This is a genomic window from Pseudomonas vranovensis, assembly GCF_040438935.1.
GTDB classification, from domain to species: Bacteria; Pseudomonadota; Gammaproteobacteria; order Pseudomonadales; family Pseudomonadaceae; genus Aquipseudomonas; species Aquipseudomonas vranovensis.
In genome coordinates this window covers 4,413,955-4,436,323 of sequence record NZ_CP159259.1, presented here as the reverse complement: position 1 = coordinate 4,436,323, position 22,369 = coordinate 4,413,955, and the positions used below count along the sequence as shown (strand labels likewise).

20 protein-coding genes are annotated in these 22,369 nt (G+C 62.1%); 11 read left to right on the top strand and 9 right to left on the bottom strand.

The window, feature by feature from the left end; genetic code table 11:
* Positions 1–9: 9 nt before the first annotated feature.
* The gene (locus ABVN19_RS20595; protein ID WP_105642356.1) at positions 10–1,161 is read right to left on the bottom strand and encodes an MltA domain-containing protein; all 1,152 of its coding nucleotides are present in this window, start codon (positions 1,159–1,161) and stop codon (positions 10–12) included.
* 127 nt (positions 1,162–1,288) lie between these two features.
* On the opposite strand from ABVN19_RS20595, the gene ABVN19_RS20590 reads away from it, so the two are divergent.
* Complete coding sequence (locus tag ABVN19_RS20590; protein ID WP_028945603.1) at positions 1,289–1,738, top strand: cytochrome c; 450 nt, start codon at positions 1,289–1,291, stop codon at positions 1,736–1,738.
* A 67-nt stretch (positions 1,739–1,805) separates the two neighbouring features.
* Here ABVN19_RS20590 and ABVN19_RS20585 read toward each other — a convergent pair whose 3' ends face one another.
* The 4 genes from ABVN19_RS20585 to ABVN19_RS20570 all read right to left on the bottom strand — a co-directional run bounded on the left by ABVN19_RS20585 (position 1,806) and on the right by ABVN19_RS20570 (position 6,318).
* Positions 1,806–2,201, bottom strand: a complete 396-nt coding sequence (locus ABVN19_RS20585; protein WP_028945604.1) for a DUF1090 domain-containing protein — start codon at positions 2,199–2,201, stop codon at positions 1,806–1,808.
* Between the two features lie 58 nt (positions 2,202–2,259).
* Positions 2,260–3,939 carry an NAD-dependent DNA ligase LigB gene (gene ligB / locus ABVN19_RS20580; RefSeq protein ID WP_105642355.1) on the bottom strand — a complete coding sequence of 560 codons (1,680 nt, stop codon included), beginning with the start codon at positions 3,937–3,939 and terminating at the stop codon, positions 2,260–2,262.
* A gap of 173 nt (positions 3,940–4,112) precedes the next feature.
* On the bottom strand, positions 4,113–5,303 hold the full coding sequence (metK, locus tag ABVN19_RS20575; RefSeq protein ID WP_028945606.1) for a methionine adenosyltransferase: 1,191 nt from the start codon (positions 5,301–5,303) through the stop codon (positions 4,113–4,115).
* A gap of 19 nt (positions 5,304–5,322) precedes the next feature.
* Entirely contained in the window at positions 5,323–6,318 is a 996-nt protein-coding gene (locus tag ABVN19_RS20570; protein ID WP_028945607.1) for a metalloregulator ArsR/SmtB family transcription factor, read from the bottom strand.
* Positions 6,319–6,575: 257 nt separating this feature from the next.
* Here ABVN19_RS20570 and tkt point away from each other — a divergent pair, with 257 nt between their 5' ends.
* From tkt to ABVN19_RS20525, 9 genes are all read left to right on the top strand, one after another.
* Positions 6,576–8,573, top strand: a complete 1,998-nt coding sequence (gene tkt, locus ABVN19_RS20565; RefSeq protein WP_028945608.1) for a transketolase — start codon at positions 6,576–6,578, stop codon at positions 8,571–8,573.
* Positions 8,574–8,676: 103 nt separating this feature from the next.
* Entirely contained in the window at positions 8,677–9,744 is a 1,068-nt protein-coding gene (gene epd, locus ABVN19_RS20560; protein ID WP_105642354.1) for an erythrose-4-phosphate dehydrogenase, read from the top strand.
* 12 nt (positions 9,745–9,756) lie between these two features.
* A complete protein-coding gene (locus tag ABVN19_RS20555) occupies positions 9,757–10,920 on the top strand; it encodes a phosphoglycerate kinase (RefSeq protein ID WP_028945610.1) in 1,164 nt (387 codons plus the stop codon).
* Positions 10,920–11,171 (top strand): hypothetical protein, encoded by a 252-nt coding sequence (locus ABVN19_RS20550; RefSeq protein WP_028945611.1) that lies wholly within the window; start codon positions 10,920–10,922, stop codon positions 11,169–11,171. The genes ABVN19_RS20555 and ABVN19_RS20550 overlap by 1 nt, the downstream gene beginning before the upstream one ends.
* 51 nt (positions 11,172–11,222) lie before the next feature.
* Positions 11,223–11,549 carry an MliC family protein gene (locus ABVN19_RS20545; RefSeq protein ID WP_028945612.1) on the top strand — a complete coding sequence of 109 codons (327 nt, stop codon included), beginning with the start codon at positions 11,223–11,225 and terminating at the stop codon, positions 11,547–11,549.
* 100 nt (positions 11,550–11,649) lie between these two features.
* Positions 11,650–12,714 (top strand): class II fructose-bisphosphate aldolase, encoded by a 1,065-nt coding sequence (gene fba, locus ABVN19_RS20540; RefSeq protein WP_028945613.1) that lies wholly within the window; start codon positions 11,650–11,652, stop codon positions 12,712–12,714.
* Positions 12,715–12,928: 214 nt separating this feature from the next.
* Positions 12,929–15,040, top strand: coding sequence for an EAL domain-containing protein (locus ABVN19_RS20535; RefSeq protein WP_105642353.1), 2,112 nt, complete (start codon positions 12,929–12,931; stop codon positions 15,038–15,040).
* Between the two features lie 45 nt (positions 15,041–15,085).
* A complete protein-coding gene (locus ABVN19_RS20530) occupies positions 15,086–15,586 on the top strand; it encodes a M48 family metallopeptidase (RefSeq protein ID WP_028945615.1) in 501 nt (166 codons plus the stop codon).
* A gap of 17 nt (positions 15,587–15,603) precedes the next feature.
* The gene (locus ABVN19_RS20525) at positions 15,604–15,900 is read left to right on the top strand and encodes a winged helix-turn-helix domain-containing protein (RefSeq protein WP_028945616.1); all 297 of its coding nucleotides are present in this window, start codon (positions 15,604–15,606) and stop codon (positions 15,898–15,900) included.
* A gap of 59 nt (positions 15,901–15,959) precedes the next feature.
* Here the strand turns inward: ABVN19_RS20525 and ABVN19_RS20520 are convergent, their stop codons facing one another.
* Positions 15,960–16,412: a GNAT family N-acetyltransferase gene (locus ABVN19_RS20520; protein WP_028945617.1), complete on the bottom strand. Its 453-nt coding sequence runs from the start codon at positions 16,410–16,412 to the stop codon at positions 15,960–15,962.
* A 240-nt stretch (positions 16,413–16,652) separates the two neighbouring features.
* Between ABVN19_RS20520 and ABVN19_RS20515 the strand changes: the two genes are divergently transcribed.
* Positions 16,653–17,390 carry a transporter substrate-binding domain-containing protein gene (locus ABVN19_RS20515; RefSeq protein WP_105642352.1) on the top strand — a complete coding sequence of 246 codons (738 nt, stop codon included), beginning with the start codon at positions 16,653–16,655 and terminating at the stop codon, positions 17,388–17,390.
* On the opposite strand, the gene yccS is transcribed toward ABVN19_RS20515, so the two are convergent.
* The 3 genes from yccS to dbpA all read right to left on the bottom strand — a co-directional run bounded on the left by yccS (position 17,391) and on the right by dbpA (position 22,288).
* Positions 17,391–19,571: a YccS family putative transporter gene (gene yccS / locus ABVN19_RS20510; protein WP_028945619.1), complete on the bottom strand. Its 2,181-nt coding sequence runs from the start codon at positions 19,569–19,571 to the stop codon at positions 17,391–17,393.
* Between the two features lie 118 nt (positions 19,572–19,689).
* On the bottom strand, positions 19,690–20,871 hold the full coding sequence (locus ABVN19_RS20505) for an NAD(P)/FAD-dependent oxidoreductase (protein ID WP_105642351.1): 1,182 nt from the start codon (positions 20,869–20,871) through the stop codon (positions 19,690–19,692).
* 79 nt (positions 20,872–20,950) lie between these two features.
* Positions 20,951–22,288, bottom strand: a complete 1,338-nt coding sequence (dbpA, locus tag ABVN19_RS20500; protein WP_245219125.1) for an ATP-dependent RNA helicase DbpA — start codon at positions 22,286–22,288, stop codon at positions 20,951–20,953.
* Positions 22,289–22,369 lie beyond the last annotated feature (81 nt).

Genomic DNA, 22,369 nt, shown 5'->3' with positions numbered 1-22,369 from the left:
ATTGGCGCGTCACAACGTCTTTGGCGCCTCAGGCAGTGCAGCCCCTTTTGGCCAGAGCAGCCAGATCTGCCCCTGCTGCTTCATGTTGCCTGCCAGCTCACCCGCTTCGGCGCCGGTACCCCAGAACAGGTCTGCCCGCACTTCGCCAGTGATTGCGCCGCCGGTGTCCTGGGCTGCGACCGGGCGAACCACCGGGGCGCCATCGGGGCGAGTGGTGGAGATCCACAGCAGGCTGCCCAGGGGAATTACCTTGCGGTCGATGGCCACGCTGTAGCCCGCGGTCAATGGCACGTTGAGCGAACCGCGCGGGCCTTCATTGCTGTCCGGACGAGTACTGAAGAACACGTAGCTGGGGTTGCTCGCCAGCAGTTCCGGGACACGCGTCGGGTTGGCCTGGGCCCAGCCATGAATGGCGCCCATGCTCACTTCTTCTTTTTTCAACTGCCCCTGTTCGACCAGCCAGCGCCCGATCGGGCGATAGGGGTGGCCATTCTGGTCGGCATAGCCAACGCGCAACTGGCGACCGCTTTCCAGTTGAATCCGCCCGGAGCCCTGGATCTGCAGGAACTGCAGGTCCATGGGGTCGGTCAGCCAGGCCAGTACCGGTGCTGGCACGCCTTGCTGGTTGATTATCTCGGCGGTGTCGTAGGGCTTGAGGGTGCGTCCCTCGATGCGGCCACGCAGGCGCTTGCCCTTGAGCTCGGGATAGACACTGTCCAGGGCGACCACGATCATGTCGTCGGGGACGCCGTAGACCGGCACATGGGCTGTGTCGGTCTGGGTCAGGCTGCCGGGGTACACCGGTTCGTAGTAGCCGGTGATCAGGCCGTTGGCACTGTTTTCACCCGAACGCATGCTGTAGACATCCAGCTGGCTTTGAAGAAAGGTGCGTACCTGGCCACTGTCGGCGGGCACGGCGGCCGCGGCTGCACAGGTGCTGGCCCAGATGGCATCGCGCTTGAGGCGTTCGCAGGCGCTGCGCCAGGCTTCGAAGCCGGCCAGCAGGTCAGGGTCGCTGACTTGGGGCAGGTCTTTCCAGGTCTGGCTCACATAGGTGGCAACGGCATGGGGCTTGGGCTTTTCCGGGCCGCCGCCGTTGCAGCCGGCGAGCAGCGCCAGTGCCGAAAGCGTCAAAGCCAGAGGGCGCAGGTGAGATTTCATGTACAGCGTTCCTTGGCGGATTACCTGGGGTTCAGCGCCCCTGGCAACCCCTAGAGTTAATAAGGGTATTGGTCTTTGCTGGCGAGGCGAGGATACTGGCCGCTTTTTTCCGTGAGCCGAAATTACCATGATGCTCAAGCGACTCTCTGTTGTGCTGCTGGCCTGTCTCACTCTGACCGCCTGTGGCGGCGTTGATCCCAACTCGCCGCTGGGTCAGCGTAAAACCATCTTCAAGCAAATGCTCAAGACCAGTGAGGACCTGGGCGGCATGCTGCGTGGGCGCCTGGCGTTCGACGGGCAGAAGTTCGCCGATGGCGCGGTCAAGCTCGATGCCTTGAGCCGTGAGCCGTGGAAGCACTTCCCGCAAGTGCGCGAAGAAGACGAGACCAGTGCCCGGCCTGAGGTCTGGCAGCAACAGGCGCGCTTCCAGGACCTGGCTCAGCAGATGGAAGCCAGCACTGCCGAGCTGGTGGCGGTGACACGCGCCCAGCCACTGCAGGCGGCCGAGCTGGCAGCGCCAATGAACAAGGTCGAGGCGGCGTGCAAAGCCTGTCATACCGAGTTTCGCAATCATTGAAAACGCCATCGCGGGGCAAGCCCGCTCCTACCGATAGGAGCGGGCTTGCCCCGCGATGTGGTGTGTCTTACTTCTCGAGTTCATCCAGCGCTTGCTGCAGCTCTTTCTTGGACTCGGCCAGCTTGTCCTTGCGCTTGTTGATTTTCTCGGCGTCACCTTTTTTCATGGCCTTGTCCAGGTCCTTGGTGCGCTGGGTCACTTCATGGCGGGCGTCGAGCACTTTTTGCTCGCGCTCCTTGCGCAGGCCGGCATCGGTGCAGTGTTCGGTCACTTCGCTCAAGGCTTTTTCCAGGCCGGCCTGCTGGTCTTTGTTGCCATGGGCGCGAGCCTGTTCGATTTGTTCGCTGATGGCCTGACGCTTGGCTGCGCAACCGGTCAACCCTGGTTGTTCTTCGGCAGCCAGCAGCGGTGAGGCGAGCAGACCACAGGCAGTGAACAGGGCGAGAGGTGATAGCAGTTTCATAGGGGCTCCGTGTGAGGCGGGACAGCAGAATTCATGATGCTGCCCTGATCCGGGAAATTTAGAAACCCTCGATTGCATGTCGGTGCAATTGTTCGGCCATCATTTGTACGTCGGGGGAACGGAAAAACGCCAGCAGTTGGGCGCTACGGCCACGGCCGATACCGGGTTCTTCCAGCCATTGTGCGGCGTCGCGGCGGGCAAGTTCTGCCCAGGGGCCCTTGAGTGCAAGTGCGCTGGGGGCCGGAATTCCAAGGGCCCGTAGCCAGCGATCGAAAGGTTGTTGGCGGGCTTGCTGAAATGTAAAGAGAAGTTGCTGGCGGCTGCGCTCGGCCAGGCCGGACACCTGCTGCAGGTCGTCTTCCGTGATTTCAAGCCAGTCAGTCAGGTTCCGGACCAGGCCACTGTCGACCAGTCGGGCCCAGGTCCCGGGCCCTACGCCTTTCATGGCCAGCCCTTGTTTTCCACTCAGCCAATCCAGGCGAGCCACGAACTGCCCGCGGCAGGATTCACTGGGCTGCCAGCAACTGAGCGCATGGTGGTTGGCGGGGTCCGGTACTTCGATGGCCGCACGCTGCACTGTGCGGTGTACAACGTCATCGAGGCGCGGAATGGTCAGCCCAGCCAGGCTGACCGCTACCTGGTCACCCGGGCGGATGTCCAGTTGCTGCCATTGCTGGAGGGAGCCGGTGCTCACCTGGCGGATTTGTCGATCATCCAGTTGTACCGGTTTGATCTGCAAAACCGGCGTGATGCGGCCAGTCCGGCCGATGTTGAACTGCACTGCCCTAACCTCGGCCAGGGCCTGGGCAAAGGGATATTTCCAGGCGGCGACCCAGTACGGCTCGCGGGCTTGCCAGCGCTTGCCATCTGGGCGTTGGCCCTGGCGCAGCACAACACCGTCGCTGGCAAACGGAAGTGGGGTGCGGTACCAGTGCTCCCGCCATCGTGCTGCTTCGTCCATACCCTGGATGGGCACGCTGTAGTGCTCGGTGTCGGTGAAACCCAGGACGCTCAACCCGGCAAGCCGCTGTTGCTGGCTCGCGGGTCCTTGGGGCCATGCCCAGACGAACAGGCCGATGGCAGCGCCTTGCTGCTCATCGAGCTGCTTGCGTGCGAGTAGCCCCGCGACATTGCCACGGGCGTTGCGGCTACCGGCGTCGGCCTGAACGTGGGCGTCCAGGCGCCAATAGAGCTCGCCTTGAAGTACCAGGTCCACGGGGCGCGGCAGTTGGCGATTGACGGAGCTGAGCATCGGGATGTGACGGCTCCAGTCGTGCCCGTCCCGTCCATCGCCACGGCTGGTCAAAGACACCAGTTGGCCGGCCTGATACACCAGGGTGACCGCAACACCGTCGACCTTGGGTTGAATCCACAGGTCGTGCTTGCCCTGCATCCACGCCGCGACCGCCTGCTCGTCCGGCAGCTTTGCCAGGCCGGTATGGGCGATGGGATGAGGAACCGGGCCGTTGGCTGCCTGTAGCGGGTTGTCGGTGACGGTCCTAGCCGCCGGGAAGCACGAACGCCAATGTACGAGCTGAGTGCGGCTCTGGTCGTAGAGCTCGTCAGCTACCAGCGATACGCCCTTTCCATGGTAGTGGTCATCCCAGTTGGCGAGGGTGTGCTGCAGGTTCTGAATCTCGGCCTGGGCCTGGGCGGCGGGCCATTGAGGGCACGTCTGGGCGTGTGTGCAGGTGAGCCAGGGCAGCAGCAGTAGTGAGAGCAGCAGTTTGTGGAACATGGCGAGCGTCCTTGCTCTGCGGGGTGAACTCACAGACTAGGATGGCTTTTTGAGGGAGAGGGCAGAGCATTGTTAGGGGGTGTGTAGGGAGACAGCAGGGCAAGCTCGCGGCTGCGCCAGGCACAAAAAAGCCCCGGCCGGTTGCCCGGCAGGGGCTGTTCATGACCTGTTACTTACAAACCGGCAGCGGCGCGCAGGGCGTCGACGCGGTCGGTGCGTTCCCAGGTGAAGGTGGTGAAGGTGTCGTCGCCGACTGTCTTCTGCTGTGGGATGCGACCGAAGTGGCCGTAGGCAGCGGTTTCCTGGTACATCGGGTGCAGCAGGTCGAGCATGGTAGTGATGGCGTATGGACGCAGGTCGAAGCACTCGCGCACCAGCTGGATGATCTTGTCGTCGGCGATCTTGCCGGTGCCGAAGGTGTTCAGCGAGATCGAAGTAGGCTGAGCCACGCCAATGGCGTAGGACACCTGGATCTCGCAACGCTCGGCAAGGCCGGCGGCCACGATGTTCTTGGCCACGTAGCGACCGGCGTAGGCTGCCGAACGGTCGACCTTGGACGGGTCCTTGCCGGAGAACGCGCCACCGCCGTGACGGGCCATGCCGCCATAGCTGTCGACGATGATCTTGCGACCGGTCAGGCCGCAGTCGCCCACCGGGCCACCGATGATGAACTGGCCGGTCGGGTTGATGTGGAACTGGGTGTCCTTGTGCAGCAGTTCGGCAGGCAGGGTGTGCTTGACGATCAGCTCCATGACCGCTTCCTGGAGGTCTTTCTGCGAGACTTCAGGGTTGTGCTGGGTCGACAGGACCACGGCGTCGATGCCGACGACCTTGCCGCCGTCATAGCGGCAGGTAACCTGGGACTTGGCATCCGGGCGCAGCCACGGCAGCAGGCCGGACTTGCGTGCTTCGGCCTGGCGCTCGACCAGGCGGTGCGAGAAGCAGATCGGCGCGGGCATCAACACGTCGGTTTCGTTGCTGGCATAGCCGAACATCAGACCCTGGTCGCCAGCGCCCTGGTCTTCCGGCTTGCTGCGGTCAACGCCCTGGGCAATGTCTACCGACTGCTTGCCGATGATGTTCATTACGGCGCAGGTGGCGCCGTCAAAGCCGACGTCGGAGCTGTTGTAGCCGATGTCGACGATGACTTTACGCACGATCTCTTCCAGGTCTACCCAGGCCGAGGTGGTCACTTCGCCAGCGATGATCGCTACACCTGTTTTTACCAGGGTCTCGCAGGCGACACGGGCGAATTTGTCCTGGGTGATGATGGCGTCCAGCACTGCATCCGAAATCTGGTCGGCGATTTTGTCCGGATGCCCTTCAGATACGGACTCGGAGGTGAAAAGGGAGTATTCGCTCATCTCGACGGGTTCCTAAAATTTACCGATGGTGAGTGTCGCCAGCCGGTCGCTGAAAATGGCGGACCTGGATCTGGAAACCATTACGTAAGCCCACATAGAGGCTGTCCCCGGGAGCCAGTCCCGCAGCGCTGGCCCAACGGACCAGGTCGTCCTGCTCGAAGCCCAGCCAGATATCGCCGCAGGCCTCTCTGGCCCAGCTCTGGTCGTGGCTGCACAACTCTGTTACCAACAGGCTTCCGCCTGGCTTCACACGGTTGGCCAGCTGCCGCAGGGCTTCGGCCGGGGCGCTGAAATGGTGCAGGACCATGTTCAGCACTACGCAGTCGGCGTCCACATCCGTTGCACTGAGTGCATCGGCCAACTGCAGGTTCACATTCGCCAGACCTTCTCGCTCACAGACCTGGCGGGCCAGGTCGAGCATGGTCGGGCTGTTGTCCAGTGCCGTGACCCGGGCAAAGCGCCGGGCCAGTTCTGGAAGAAATTCTCCATCGCCAGGGCCCACTTCAAGGGCGCCGGCGTCGGGTCCAAAGCTCAAGTTGTCGAGCAGCGCCAACAGGCTTTCGCGGTACTGGGGAAGTCCCGCGATCAGATCCTGCTGGGCGCGGAATTTTTCTTCGACGCGCTGGAAAAAGTCCTGGCTGGTGGCCGCGCGCCGTTGCTGGACCTGGCCGATGCGCGCCTGGACATCGTCCGGCAGGGCCAGGCCATCGACTTCCTCCAGCAAGGCCGCATGCAGCTTGCCGCCCAGGCGCAGGGCATCGGGCAAGGCACGGCGATAAAAGATCGCGTTGCCTTCGCGCCGCGTCGCCACCAGTGCCGCCTGGGATAGCACCTTGAGGTGGTGGCTCATTCCCGACTGACCGATGGCGAAGATCTGCGCCAGCTCCAGTACCCCGAACGAATCGTTGGCCAGTGCGCGCAAGACGTTCAGGCGCAACGGGTCGCCACTGGCCTTGCACAGGGCGGCCAGCTCGTCGCTTTGTTCAGGGTGGATTGACGGCAAACGAAGATTCATGGGGCGGCAGTCTAGTCAGGGTGCCCCGGCGTCGCAAGCGCAATATCAAAAAGTTTTGATATTGAGCGATAGGCGGGGCAATTCGTCGCAGCAGAGTCGACCGAATCCGCTGTTTGGCCGGGCTATCGCCTAAATCTGCACTCAAACACAGGAAAATCATGCTGCATCGACCATCCGTCATTGCCCCCGGACGCATGCCTGGGCGAAAATAACCGCCTTTTTTCGTTTCGTAACTTTCAACCCCCAGGAGATAAGCGATGCCCAGCCGTCGTGAACGTGCCAACGCCATTCGAGCACTCAGCATGGATGCCGTGCAGAAGGCCAACAGCGGTCACCCCGGTGCCCCCATGGGCATGGCGGATATCGCCGAAGTTCTTTGGCGCGACTATCTGAAGCACAGCCCGAGCAACCCGGACTTCGCTGACCGTGACCGCTTCGTGCTGTCCAACGGCCACGGCTCGATGCTGATCTATTCGCTGCTGCACCTGACCGGCTACGACCTGTCGATCGATGACCTGAAGGCTTTCCGCCAGCTGCACAGCCGCACCCCGGGCCACCCGGAGTTCGGCTACACCGCAGGCGTCGAGACCACCACCGGTCCGCTCGGCCAGGGCCTGGCCAACGCCGTGGGTTTTGCCATCGCTGAAAAAGTCCTGGGCGCCCAGTTCAACCGCGAAGGCCACAACGTCGTCGATCACCACACTTATGTGTTCCTGGGTGATGGTTGCATGATGGAAGGCATCTCCCACGAAGTCGCTTCCCTGGCCGGTACCCTGGGCCTGGGCAAGCTGATCGCCTTCTACGATGACAACGGCATCTCCATCGACGGCGAAGTCGAAGGCTGGTTCACCGACGACACGCCGAAGCGTTTCGAAGCCTACAACTGGCAGGTGATCCGCAATGTCGACGGCCATGACGCCGACGAAATCAAGACCGCCATCGAGACCGCCCGCAAGAGCGAGCAGCCGACCCTGATCTGCTGCAAGACCATCATCGGCTTCGGCTCGCCGAACAAGCAGGGCAAGGAAGATTGCCACGGCGCGCCACTGGGCAATGACGAAATCGCCTTGGCCCGCAAAGAGCTGAACTGGAACCACGGTCCGTTCGAGATCCCGGCTGACATCTACGCCGAGTGGGATGCCAAGGAAGCCGGCAAGGCCGTTGAAGCCGAGTGGGACCAGCGTTTCGCGGCCTACGCCGCTGCCTTCCCTGAACTGGCCAGCGAGCTGAAGCGTCGCCTGAGTGGCGAACTGCCGGTTGATTTCTCCGAGAAGGCTGCGGCCTACATCGCTGACGTTGCGGCCAAGGGCGAAACCATCGCCAGCCGTAAAGCCAGCCAGAACACCCTGAACGCCTTCGGTCCTCTGCTGCCAGAGTTCCTCGGTGGTTCGGCTGACCTGGCCGGTTCCAACCTGACCCTGTGGAAAGGCTGCAAGGGCGTCAGCGCTGAAGATGCCAGCGGCAACTACATGTTCTACGGCGTGCGTGAATTCGGCATGACCGCAATCATGAACGGTGTTGCCCTGCACGGCGGCCTGGTGCCTTACGGTGCGACCTTCCTGATGTTCATGGAATACGCCCGCAACGCTGTGCGCATGTCGGCCCTGATGAAGCAGCGCGTGATTCACGTCTACACCCACGACTCTATCGGTCTGGGCGAAGACGGCCCGACTCACCAGCCGATCGAGCAGCTGACCAGCCTGCGCAGCACCCCGAACCTGGACACCTGGCGCCCAGCCGACGCCGTTGAATCGGCGGTGTCGTGGAAGCACGCCCTGGAGCGCAAGGACGGCCCTTCGGCGCTGATCTTCTCGCGTCAGAACCTGCAGCACCAAACCCGTGACGCCGGCCAGATCGCTGACATCAGCCGTGGCGGCTACGTGCTGAAAGACTGCGCAGGCGAGCCTGAGCTGATCCTGATCGCCACCGGTTCCGAAGTGGGCCTGGCCGTTCAGGCCTTTGACAAGCTGACCGAGCAGGGCCGCAAGGTCCGTGTTGTATCGATGCCATGCACCAGCGTCTTCGATGCCCAGGATGCTGCCTACAAACAGTCGGTCCTGCCGCTGCAGGTCGGTGCGCGTATCGCTATCGAAGCGGCCCATGCCGACTTCTGGTACAAGTACGTCGGCCTCGAAGGCCGCGTGATCGGCATGACCACCTACGGCGAGTCGGCCCCTGCGGCCGCCTTGTTCGAAGAGTTCGGTTTCACCCTGGAAAACATCCTGGGTACTGCTGAAGAGCTGCTGGAAGACTGATCGATAGAGTTGGATTCATCGCGGGGCAAGCACGCTCCTACAGGACTGTAGGAGCGTGCTTGCCCCGCGATTGCAGATAACGCTTCTGTTCCGTGAGCATCCCATGCCCCAAACGCGTCCTTACAAAGTTGCACTCAACGGCTATGGCCGTATTGGTCGTTGCGTCTTGCGCGCACTCTTTGAACGGGGGGCGAAGGCGGGCTTCGAGATCGTCGCGCTGAACGACCTGGCCGATCAGGCCAGTATCGAATACCTGACACGCTTCGACTCCACCCACGGGCGTTTTCCCGGCGAGGTGAAGGTCGACGGCGATTGTCTGCATATCAATGGCGACTGCGTGAAGGTTTTGCGCAGTGCCACCCCGGAAGGGATCGACTGGGCAGCACTGGATGTCGATCTGGTACTGGAGTGTTCCGGTGCCTACAACACCCGTGCCGATGGCCAGCGTTTTCTTGAAGCCGGCGCGCCGCGGGTGCTGTTTTCCCAGCCGATGGCCAGCGAGGCGGACGTCGATGCGACGGTTGTCTACGGCATCAACCAGGACTGCCTCAAAGGCAATGAACTGCTGGTCTCCAACGCTTCCTGCACCACCAACTGCGGCGTGCCGCTGCTGCGGGTACTGGACCGGGCGTTCGGCCTTGAATACGTGTCGATTACCACGATCCACTCGGCAATGAACGACCAGCCGGTGATCGACGCTTATCACCATGAAGACCTGCGCCGCACCCGCTCGGCGTTCCAGTCGGTGATTCCGGTGTCCACCGGACTTGCGCGCGGCATCGAGCGGTTGTTGCCGGAACTTGCCGGGCGAATTCAGGCCAAAGCCGTACGTGTGCCGACCGTCAACGTGTCGTGCCTGGACATCACCCTGCAGACCGCCCGCGATACCACTGCGGCAGAGGTCAACCAGGTGCTGCGCGATGCGGCCCTGAGCGGCCCGCTGAAGGGACTCCTGGCCTACACCGAGTTACCGCACGCCAGTTGTGATTTCAACCATGACCCACATTCGGCCATTGTCGATGCCAGCCAGACCCGCGTTTCCGGCCCCCGGCTGGTCAACCTGCTGGCCTGGTTCGATAACGAATGGGGTTTTGCCAACCGTATGCTCGACGTTGCCGAACATTACCTGCACGTCGTCAATCAAACCCGCTCCACTAGCAAACATCCCTGAAGGACCGCATTCATGACCGTGTTGAAGATGACCGACCTCGATCTGCAAGGTAAGCGCGTACTGATCCGCGAAGACCTCAACGTGCCTGTGAAGGACGGTGTGGTTGCCAGCGATGCGCGTATCCTCGCTTCGCTGCCGACCATCAAGCTGGCCCTGGAAAAGGGTGCGGCCGTGATGGTCTGCTCGCACCTGGGCCGTCCGACCGAAGGCGAGTTCTCGGCCGAGAACAGCCTCAAGCCGGTAGCCGATTACCTGAGCAAGGCCCTGGGCCGTGAAGTACCCCTGGTTGCCGACTACCTCGACGGTGTCCAGGTCCAGGCCGGTGACCTCGTGTTGTTCGAAAACGTGCGCTTCAACAAGGGTGAGAAAAAGAACGCCGACGAGCTGGCGCAAAAATACGCAGCCCTGTGCGACGTGTTCGTGATGGACGCCTTCGGTACTGCCCACCGAGCCGAGGGCTCGACCCACGGCGTGGCCAAGTTCGCCAAGGTGGCGGCTGCTGGCCCGCTGCTGGCCGCCGAGCTGGACGCCCTGGGCAAGGCCCTCAAGGCCCCGGCCAAGCCGATGGCTGCCATCGTTGCCGGCTCCAAGGTGTCGACCAAGCTGGACGTGCTCAACAGCCTGAGCCAGGTCTGCGACCTGCTGATCGTCGGTGGCGGCATCGCCAACACCTTCCTGGCCGCTGCCGGTCACCCAGTGGGCAAGTCGCTGTACGAACCTGACCTGATCGACACCGCCAAGGCCATCGCCGCCAAGGTCAACGTCCCGCTGCCGGTGGATGTGGTGGTTGCCAAGGAATTCGCTGAAAGCGCCGCTGCTACCGTCAAGCTGGTTGCCGACGTTGCCGACGACGACATGATTCTCGACATCGGTCCGCAGACCGCGGCCAACTTCGCCGAGCTGCTGAAGTCGTCCAAGACCATTCTGTGGAATGGTCCGGTTGGTGTCTTCGAGTTCGACCAGTTCGGTAACGGCACCAAGGTACTGGCCAAGGCCATCGCGGAAAGCGCCGCGTTCTCCATCGCCGGTGGTGGCGATACCCTGGCCGCCATCGACAAATATGGCGTTGCCGAGCAAATCTCCTACATTTCTACCGGTGGCGGTGCGTTCCTCGAGTTCGTCGAGGGCAAGGTCCTGCCAGCGGTGGAAGTACTGGAACAACGGGCCAAGGCCTGATTTGCTCAGCGCCTGGCAAAGGGAGCGACCTGATGGTCAAGCGATTGCCTGTGTTTGTCCTGGTCGGATTGCTGGGCGCCTGCTCCAGCAATCCGGCGCCTGAGGCCGATCAGCCCGATGCGCCGAAAGGTGGCTGCTATCAGTCTGAATGGCAGGCGGAGACCGCTCCTGTGATCAACAAGCGACTCGGCCCGGATGGCCTTGAGAAGTACGACGACGAGCACCAGCGCCGAGCCCAGGGTTGCCCTTGATCGGTTGATGGCAACCTACCGGCCTGTTTGTGGTCTGCTAGAGGATATTGGATGAAAGGTGTCGTGGCCCTGTTGGCCTTGGCAGTACTCGGTGGATGTGCAAGCTTCACGCCGAAGGAGACACCCTCGGACAACTGGACCCGATGGGTTTGCGACAGCAAGGCTGAAGTGCTCTGGCGCTTTGCCGACAGCAGTCAACAGAGCCTGGACGTGCGTCTGGGCGGCGGTGATCAGGTCTACCGGCTCAAGGCCGAGCCAGGCGCTTCCGGTTCGTTGTACAGCGATGGTGTGCTGGCGTTCCACAGCAAGGGTGACGAAGGCCTGGTGTACTGGGCTGCCACCAACGATTTGATAGGGCGGGGCTGCAAGGCGCCGTGACTGGCCGGGCTGCCTGGAGGCGGCCCACACTACTTGAATAGCAACCGCCACTGCGGCAGGCTTGCACGAAAAACGACGCTTGTCGGGAGAGAGATACACAATGGCACTCATTAGCATGCGCCAGATGCTGGACCACGCCGCCGAATTCGGCTACGGCGTTCCGGCTTTCAACGTCAACAACCTCGAGCAGATGCGCGCCATCATGGAAGCCGCCGACAAGACCGACTCTCCGGTGATTGTCCAGGCCTCGGCCGGTGCCCGCAAATATGCGGGTGCCCCGTTCCTGCGTCACCTGATCCTGGCCGCGATCGAAGAATTCCCCCATATCCCGGTGTGCATGCACCAGGACCACGGTACCAGCCCTGACGTGTGCCAGCGGTCGATCCAGCTGGGCTTCAGCTCGGTGATGATGGACGGCTCGCTCGGCGAAGACGGCAAGACCCCTACCGACTACGAGTACAACGTCCGTGTCACCCAGCAGACCGTTGCCATGGCGCACGCCTGCGGCGTTTCGGTTGAAGGCGAGCTGGGCTGCCTGGGCTCGCTGGAAACCGGCATGGCCGGTGAAGAAGACGGTATCGGTGCCGAAGGTATCCTGGATCACAGCCAGATGCTGACCGATCCGGAAGAAGCTGCCGACTTCGTCAAGAAGACCCAGGTCGATGCGCTGGCCATCGCCATCGGCACCAGCCACGGTGCCTACAAGTTCACCAAGCCACCGACCGGTGACGTGCTGGCGATCGACCGTATCAAAGAGATTCACAAGCGCATCCCCAACACCCACCTGGTGATGCACGGTTCTTCCTCGGTTCCGCAGGAATGGCTGGCGATCATCAACCAGTACGGCGGCGACATCAAGGAAACCTACGGCGTGCCGGTCGAAGAAATCGTCGAAGGCATCAAGCACGGTGTGCGCAAGGTCAACATCGACACCGACCTGCGCCTGGCTTCCACGGGTGCCATGCGTCGCCTGATGGCGCAGAATCCGAGCGAGTTCGACCCGCGCAAGTTCTTCGGCGCCACCGTAACGGCCATGCGTGATGTCTGCATCGCCCGTTACGAAGCGTTCGGTACTGCCGGCAATGCTTCCAAGATCAAGCCGATCTCCCTGGAAGGCATGTTCCAGCGCTACCTCAAGGGCGAGCTGGCGGCCAAGGTCAATTAAGACCTGACCGTGTAAAAAACCCGCAGTGATGCGGGTTTTTTTATGCCTGGCGCCAATGTAGAGGCAGGTATGGCCTGATCGGACAGACCGTTAGTCGGCTAACGAGAGTTTCCGTGGGTAGTGGCAAGGTGATAACTTCAGATTTAAGGCAGCGAGGTCTAGAGTTAGGCTCGGACTTCAACCGAAGTACGACCTGTGCCACAAGAGAAGCAGCATGGATTGCGCGCAACCTCCGTCACATGAAAACGGCTCAGTACTGCTGGTCGTTGATGACTACCCGGAAAACCTGGTCAGCATGCGCGCCTTGCTGGCGCGTCAGGACTGGCAGGTACTGACTGCGAACTCGGGGACCGAAGCCCTGAGTGCGCTGCTCGAGCACGAAGTGGACCTGGTGCTGCTGGATGTGCAGATGCCAGGCATGGATGGATTCGAGGTCGCCCGTCTTATGCGCGGCAGCCAGCGTACGCGGCTGACGCCGATCATTTTCCTCACCGCCAATGAGCAGTCCCAGGCCGCCGTGCTCAAGGGCTATGCCAGTGGTGCGGTGGATTACCTGTTCAAACCCTTCGACCCGCAGATTCTCAAGCCCAAGGTTCAGGCGTTGCTTGAACAGCAGCGCAACAGGCGTTCATTGCAGCGCTTGAGCCGCGACCTGGAAACCGAACGCGCTTTCAATGCCTCGGTGCTGGAAAATGCGGCCGAGGGCATTCTGGTGGTAGCCGATGACGGCTTAATCTGCTTTGCCAACCCAGCGATTTCCCGGCTGCTCGATGCGCCGGTTGAACGTTTGCAGGGCACTGATCTTCTGGCATATGTACAGTCGCCGGGGGCGACGGTGTGGGCCGAATCGCCGTTCTATCAAACCTATCTGGACCGGGAAATTTTTCGCGTTCACGATGCTGTGCTGCGTACTGCGGGCGGACATCCGCTGCCGGTGGCGCTGTCGTGCGCGCCACTTCCGGGCGAGCGGCGGGCCATGGTGGTAACGGTGCTGGACATGTCGGTGGTGCGCAGCCTGCATCAGCAACTGGAGTATCAGGCTGTGACCGACCCGTTGACGGGGCTGCTCAATCGGCGCGGCTTCTACCAGGCCGCCGAGAGCGCATTGGTATGCAATGAGCGCTCGGACAAGTCACAGGCCTTGCTGTACCTGGACCTGGATGGCTTCAAGCGAATCAACGACTCCCTTGGTCATGAAGCCGGTGACCGTGTTCTGCGGTGGGTGGCCGAGCAGTTCAAGGACTGCCTGGGCACCCGCGCGATACTCGCACGCATGGGCGGTGACGAGTTCACCGCGTTGCTCGATGCGCTGGACTGTCCCGAACAGGCTGCACGCTTTGCCGAAAAATTGATCGAACGTGTGTCCATCTGCCAGGACATCGACGGGCTGGAGGTGACGCTGGGGGGCAGTATCGGTATCGCCACCTACCCGGATTGCGGGCTCGGCCTCGATGGCTTGCTGCGTGCGGCCGATGCGGCGATGTATGCAGCCAAGCAGTCCGGGCGCCAGCAGTATCGTTACTACGATCATGACCTCAATGGCCGGGCGCGCTCACGGCTGATGCTCGAAGACAGCGTGCGCGATGCGATCGAGCACAGGGATTTCAGCTTGGTCTATCAGCCTCAGGTTGCCTTCGCCGATGGCCGCTTGCGCGGTTTCGAGGCCTTGTTGCGCTGGCGCCATCCCAGTGTCGGGGATGTGCCGCCGGGTTTGTTCATTCCCTTGCTCGAGGAGGCCCGGCTGATCAATCGCCTGGCCAGTTGGATCTACCAGCAAGGCGCGTCGCAACGTCGGGCCTGGAGCGAGTGTTGTGGTCCGGACGTGGTGCTGAGCATGAGCCTGAGCAGGGTGCAGTTTGCCATGCCCAATGTGGTTGAGGAGCTGGCGCGGGTGATTGTCAGTCACGGGCTTGTACCGGCTCAGCTGGAGGTCGAAGTCGCCGAGACGTCGCTGATGTACAACCGCGATGAAGCCTTCAAGCAGCTGCACAAACTACGCGAGTTGGGCGTGCATATTGCCCTGGACGACTTCGGCGCAGGTGATTGCTCGTTGAAGCTGTTGCGTGACCTGCCCATTGATACGCTCAAGTTCGATCGCCATTTGGTGGCGAAACTGCCGGGCTCTGTGGTCGATGGCGCCCTGGTCCGCAGTGTGATCGAGCTCTGCCAGCAGTTTGGGATCAGCACCATCGCCGAAGGAGTCGAGACCTGCGAGCAGGCTCGCTGGCTCCGCGCCAACGGTTGCGAGTTCGCCCAGGGCTTCCTGGTGGCGCACCCCATGACGGCCGCCGATGCGAGTGAGTTCCCGGGCTTTTTTGACTGGTGACTGCTGTAGTTGGGTAAACTGCTTTTTTTCGCCTGCTTTCGCCTCATGACCGCGCTCAAATACCTGCAAGCCTATCCCCCCGCCCTGCAAGATCAGGTCCGACAATTGATCGCCAGCAATCGCCTGGGGGATTACCTGCAGCAACGCTACCCGGAGCGTCATGCCGTGCAGAGCGACAAGGCACTGTACAGCTACGCCCAAGGGCTGAAGCAGGAGTACCTGCGCAACGCCCCCAACCTGGACAAGGTCCTGTTCGACAATCGCCTGGACTTGACCCACCGGGCGCTGGGGCTGCATACGGCGGTGTCCCGAGTGCAAGGGGGCAAGCTCAAGGCAAAGAAGGAAATCCGCATTGCCTCTTTGTTCAAGGAGGCGGCGCCGCAATTTCTGAAGATGATCGTGGTGCATGAACTGGCCCACTTGAAGGAAAGCGATCACAACAAGGCGTTTTATCAACTCTGTGAACACATGCTGCCGGGCTACCATCAACTGGAGTTCGACTTGCGTGTCTACCTGACCTACCGCGAGCTGCCTGGCAACGGGTAAGCCGCAAGGACCTGCCAATGGACGTGAGCAAGACCAAGACCAGCTTCTACCGCCGCCTGTACGTCGCCTGGCTGATCGACAGCCAGACGGCCAGCAGCGTGCCTGCGTTGATGGAGGCAACCGGCATGCCCCGACGTACCGCCCAGGACACCATCGCCGCGCTGGCTGACCTGGATATTGTCTGTGAGTTCGAGCAGCAGGAAGGCGCGCGCAATCACGCCGGGCATTACCGGATTCGTGATTGGGGGGCGATCGACAAGCAGTGGATCATCCAGCACCTGCGGGGGATTCGCGAGGTGCTTGGGTATCCTTGAAGGCCCATCGAGGAGCAAGTTCGCGCCTGCTGCAGGAGCGGGCTTGCCCCGCGATGCGTTCAGCCGCGACGCATACCGATATGCGGTATGTCGTCTTCCAAGTACTCCTCACCCACCACCACAAAGCCATAACGCCCGTAGTAGTCTTGCAGGTGCGCCTGGGCAGACAGATACACCGGCACGCCCGGCCAGTGCTTTTCGGCCTGTTCGAGGGCCTCTTCCATCAGTTCATGCCCCAGCCCCCGGCCGCGTGCCGATGGCGCAGTCACCACGCGACCGATCACTACGTCACCGCCCTGGGACTGTGGGTCGAGCAAGCGCAAGTAGCACTGCAGCGTGTCATTTTCCCAACCCATCAAGTGGCAGGTGTCGCCGTCCAGGTCCTGGCCATCGACGTCCTGGTAGGCGCACTTCTGCTCTACAACGAAGACTTGGGTGCGTAGTTGCAGAATGGCATAGAGTTGTTCCTTGCCAAGGTCGCTGTGATGTTTGCAGATCCAGTCGATGGACATAAGTAGCTCTCAAGCAGTTGATTGCCTTGATCATGGCAGATGAAAGGAGCAACGACGAGGTTCAAAGTGCGCGACCCCGACTCAAGGTGTGACGCAGCTCAAAGTAGAGGCAATTTGATATCATTGCGCGCTGCGCCAGGTTTCATCTTTGTGTAACCTGCGCACACTTGCGGACACCGGAAACGCTCAAGCAGTTGCTATCAACGGCGTGTAACGACACGCCTGCTAAGGGATTTGAGCATGCCTACACTGCTTCGAGCCTGGGGTTTTCTGGGGTTGCTGCTGGCGTTCAATGCCGCGCATGCGGAAAAACTACGTCTGGTCGCAGACAGTTGGCCCCCTTTCACCGATGCCAGCAAACCCGGTGGGGGCCTGGCTACGGTGATTGTCACCACCGCCTTGCAGCGTGCAGGCTATGACAGTGAGTTCGAGCAGGTGCCCTGGGCGCGGGCGCTGCTTGGAATAGGTGAGGGACGATACGACGTACTGATCAACGCCTGGCTCAATGAAAGCCGCACCCACATCGGACAGTTCTCCGCCAGCTACCTGACCAACCATGTTCGCGTGCTCAAGCAGAAGGGCGATGACTTTCGCTTCAACGTCTTGAGCGACCTCTATCCCTATCCCATCGCCATTGTCCGCGACTATGCGTACTCGCCCGAGTTCGATGCCGACAGCCAGTTGCAGAAGATACCGGTACGCAATTTTTCAGTGGCGGTACGCATGCTGGCTGCAGGCAGGGTGGGACTGACTCTTGAAGACGAGTACGTCGCCCGCTACTTTCTGCAGCGTGAATCTCGCTGGGTTCGTGATAGTGTCGAGCTCGTCGACAAGCCTTTGGCCGAGAATACCCTGCATATTCTGGTCAGCCTCAAGACCCCGGGCCATGAAAAGATCGTCGCCGACTTCAATCGCGCCATCGCCCAGATGAAGGCCGATGGCAGCTACGCACGCTTGCTTGAGTATCATGGCTTCTGATCAGGCCTCGGCATCCTTGATCAAATGGGCGGCGAGGGTGCGCAAGGGGCCCAGCTGGCGACAGATCAGGGCCAGTTGCGTCTGCACCAGGCGCTGGTTTTCCTCCATATCCTCGGGCATCTGCTCGAGCGCATTGGCCAGGGCTTCTTCGTCATCACTGTGGATGGCCACCGGCAACTTGCTGGCCAGGCCTTCGGCAATTTCGTCCAGGCTCTTGGCCAGGCTGGCACCAGCACCATCGATCAACTGCTCGTGAACGTCGGCCGGCAAGGTGGTTTCACGGTGCGCGCCCAGGCCCGAGAGATAGCTGAGCAAGGTGTGCGAGAGCACCAGGAAGCGAAAGCCGACATCCGCTTCCTTACGAAAATGCCCCGGCTCCATGAGCATGTTGGCCAGGGTGGTCGACAGCGCGGCATCGGCGTTGTGGGCGTTGCGCCGAGCCAAGCGGTAGGCCAGGTCATCACGCTTGCCCTGGGCGTACTGCTGCATGATCTGGCGCAGGTAGGTGCTGTTGCAGCTCAAGGTGTTGGCCAGCACCTTGTTCAGGCGCCGGCCCTGCCAGTCGGGCAGGAACAGGAACACCGCCAGGATTGCGATCAGGCTGCCCACCAGGGTATCGAACAGGCGCGGCAGGAACAGCCCGTAGCCGTCGCCAATCTGGTTGAAGCAGAACAGCACCATCAGGGTAATTGCTGCCGTGGCCAAGGTGTAGCGAGTGGTGCGGTTGACGAAGAACACCACCCCGGCTGCCACCGCGAACAGTGACTGGATGATCGGGCTCGGGAACAGGTCGAACAGCGCCCAGCCGACCGTCAGGCCGATGCCGGTACCGATGATCCGCTGCACCAGCTTGCGCCGCGTCGCACCGTAGTTGGGCTGGCAGACGAAAAGGGTGGTGAGGATGATCCAGTAGCCCTGGGTGGGGTGGATCAGGTGCACCATGCCATAGCCGATCGACAATGCCAGGGGCAGGCGCAGGGCATGGCGAAACAGCAAGGAGGTCGGTGTCATCTGCTGGCGCAGACGGTTCCAGACATCCGCCAGGCTGTGCGGTGAACGGTCGAGCAGGCTGCTGTCGCTGGCGTCGGCGAGGTTGTCCGGATTGCTCGCATCGCTGAGCAGACGATCCAGGGTTGTCAGGTTGGCGGCCAGGGCGCGCAGCGAACGCAGCAGCCCGCGCCAGGCCGGGTTGCTCTGGATGCGCAGGTGTTCCAGGGACGCATTGAGGTCTTCCAGCGCCTGGGCAAAGCCGGTGTCGTAGATGAACGGCTGGCGTAGCTGGATCGACTCGGACAACTGCTGGCAGGCCACACCTTGTTGGCGTAGCAGGCGCTGGCAGCGGAACAGCACATCACTGTGGAAGAAGGCTTCGGTCAGGGCGTTGTAGGGGTAGTGCGAGGAGCTGGCGCGTTCGTGGATGTCCTGGGCCAGGAAGTACAGCTTCAGGTAGCGGCTGACCTTGGAGCCCGGGCGGCCGTTGCCGACCCGGTGCAGGATGATCTCCTTGGCGGCGTTGAGTGCGGCCACGACCCGACCGTTTTGCTGGGCCAGCTCCAGGCGCCGGGCCTCGACGTCCAGTTGGCGGATCGGTTCGAACAGCGTGGCCTTGAGCTTGAGGTAGCGCCCCAGCTCGCGAAACAACCGCGCCAGGCTCTGCTGCACCGGCTGGTTGGAGAACAGCGCCTGCCACAGCACCGACAGCAATCCGTACCAGGCGGCGCCGGCCACCAGCAGCAGCGGCTCGTGCCAGAAATCGGTGACTTCGCCACCACGCTGGTCGACGCCGATCATGGTGTAGACCGAGAGAATCAGCGTGGCCGAGGCGATCGCGCCATAGCGTTCACCCAGTGCGCCGAGCATGGTCAGGGCAAAACTGGCCAGGGCCAGGGCGCAGACGAAAATGATCGGATACGGGAACAGCAGCTCCACCGACAACGCCGCGACGGTAAAGCACACCAGGGTCACGGCCAGGGCATTGAGGCGTCCTTGCCAACTGTCGTCGGTCTCGGCCAGGGCGCTGGCGATAATGCCCAGGAACAGCGGAATCAGCAGGCTCATCTCGTCCTGGTACCAGCACAGCAACATGCTGCCGGTGAGGGCGATCAGAACACGGATGGCATAGCTGAATTTGTCCAGGGCCCAGAGGCGGCGCAACGATTGGCTGAGCGAGGAGGATGACATGTCGGGTCGGCAGGCCTTGAGCGATGATCGAAATTGAGCCAGTCAGATGGCAGTGGTGTTACCACCGTCACCTGACCAGCAAAATTTGTTCCTTGATGCGCTGATTCTACCGCGAAGGTTAGACGAACTGCGCAGCCGCGTACGCCGAGGCCCAGGCCCACTGGAAGTTGAAGCCGCCGAGGTGACCGCTGACATCGAGCACTTCGCCGATAAAGTACAGGCCCGGACTTTTCAGCGACTCCATGGTCTTGGATGACACTTCGCGGGTATCGACGCCACCCAGGGTCACCTCGGCAGTGCGGTAGCCCTCGGTGCCGGCCGGCACCACCTGCCAGGCCGCCAGCTTGTCGCTGACCTGGGCGAGCTCCGCCGGGGTGTATTGCTTCATCGGCTTGGAGACGAACCAGTGCTCGGCGAGCAAGTTGGCCATCTTCTTGGTAAAGATTTCGCCAAGCAGGGTCTTGAGCTCGGTATTGGGTCGCTCGCTCTGTTGCTGTTGCAGCCAGCTCAGCGCGTCGTGCTCGGGTAGCAGGTTGATCTCGACGCTGTCACCGGTTTCCCAGAACGAGGAGATCTGCAGGATCGCCGGCCCGCTCAGCCCGCGGTGGGTGAACAGCAGGTTTTCACGGAAGCTGGTGCCATTGCAGCTGGTCACGCAGTCCACCGAGGTGCCGGACAGCTCGGTGCAGATCGCCTTGAGCTGCGGCTCGGTGATGGTGAAGGGCACAAGGCCGGCGCGGGTAGGCAGCAGGCTATGGCCGAACTGGCGGGCGACCTGATAGCCGAAACCGGTAGCGCCCAGGGTCGGGATCGACAACCCGCCGGTGGCGATCACCAGCGATTGGCACTGGAACTGACCGGCGCTGGTTTCGAGCAGGTAGCCGCCGTCGACCTTCTCGACCTGGTCGATGCGAGTGTCCATGCGCAGTTCGGCGCCGGCATTGCTGCATTCGGCCAGGAGCATGTCGAGGATGTCGCTGGATTTGTTATCGCAGAACAGTTGGCCGAGCTTCTTCTCGTGATAGGGCACGGCGTGCTTGCCGACCATCTCGATGAAGTCCCATTGGGTGTAGCGGGCCAGGGCCGACTTGCAGAAGTGCGGGTTCTGCGAGAGGAAGTTGGCAGGTTCGGTGTACATGTTGGTGAAGTTGCAGCGGCCACCGCCGGACATCAGGATCTTCTTGCCTGGCTTGTTGGCGTGGTCGAGCAGCAGCACCTGGCGGCCGCGGCGGGCGGCAGTCAGGGCACACATCAGGCCGGCGGCGCCTGCGCCAATGATGATTACTTCGGTGGAACGCACTGCTGATTCCTCAAGAATTTTGGGTGAAGCGATCGCGGGGCAAGTCGAGATGTCTCGACTTGCCCCGCGACGAAGGTTTTCAAACGATCCGCACCCGCAGCGAACGGCCCTTGATCTTGCCGCTGTTCAGGCGCGCCAGCGCCTGCTTGGCCACCGTACGTTCCACCGCCACAAAGGCCTGGAAGTCAAAAATCGCGATCTTGCCAACCTGGGTACCCGGCAAGCCGGCGTCACCGGTCAGGGCACCGAGGATATCGCCCGGACGCAGCTTGTCTTTACGGCCGGCGGCAATGCACAGAGTGCTCATGGTCGGCAGCAGCGGAGCGCCGCCCTGGGCCTTGAGGCTGTCGAGCTGTTCCCAGCGCAGCGGCGCTTTCTGCATCGCTTCGATGGCCTGGGCGCGATGGCCTTCGGCTGGGGCGACGAGGCTGACGGCCAGGCCTTTTTCACCGGCGCGGCCGGTACGGCCTACACGGTGTACGTGGATCTCGGCGTCGCGGGCCAGCTCGACGTTGATGACCATGTCCAGGGCATCGATGTCCAGGCCGCGGGCGGCGACGTCAGTGGCTACCAGTACCGACAGGCTGCGGTTGGCGAAAAGGGTCAGGACCTGGTCACGGTCGCGCTGCTCCAGGTCGCCATGCAGGGCCTGGGCCGAGATGCCCTTGGCCTGCAGGTGCTCGACCAGCTCCTGGCACTGCTGCTTGGTGAAGCAGAACGCCACGCAGGACTGCGGGCGGAAGTGCCCCAGCACTTTGCTCACTGCTTCCATGCGCTGCTCGGGGGCGATTTCGTAGAAACGCTGTTCGATCTGGCTGTCGGCGTGCAGGGCTTCGACCTTCACGGTCTGCGGGTCGCGCATGAAGCTCGAGGCCAGTTGCTTGATACCGGACGGATAAGTGGCCGAGAACAGCAGGGTCTGACGGCGCTTGGGGGTTTGCCCGATGATGTCGGCGATGGCGTCGTAGAAGCCCATGTCGAGCATGCGGTCGGCTTCGTCGAGAATCAGCGTGTTGAGGCCATCGAGCACCAGGGTGCCCTTGCTCAGGTGTTGCTGCACGCGGCCCGGGGTGCCGACGATGATGTGCGCACCGTGCTCCAGCGAGGCGATCTGCGGGCCCAGCGAAACGCCGCCGCACAGGGTCAGGATCTTGATGTTGTCTTCGGCGCGGGCCAGGCGGCGCAGCTCCTTGGCGACCTGGTCGGCCAGCTCGCGCGTGGGGCACAGCACCAGGGCCTGGCAGCCGAAGTAGCGCGGGTTGATCGGGTTGAGCAGGCCGATGCCAAAGGCGGCGGTCTTGCCGCTACCGGTCTTGGCCTGGGCGATCAGGTCCATGCCCTTGAGGATTACCGGCAGGCTCTGGGCCTGGATCGGGGTCATCTGGGCGTAGCCGAGGGCGTCCAGGTTGGCCAGCATGGCGGCGGACAGCGGCAAAGTGGCGAAGGCGGTGGCAATGGTGGTCACGAGGCGGGCCTGCAAAACAAAATGTCGCGCAGT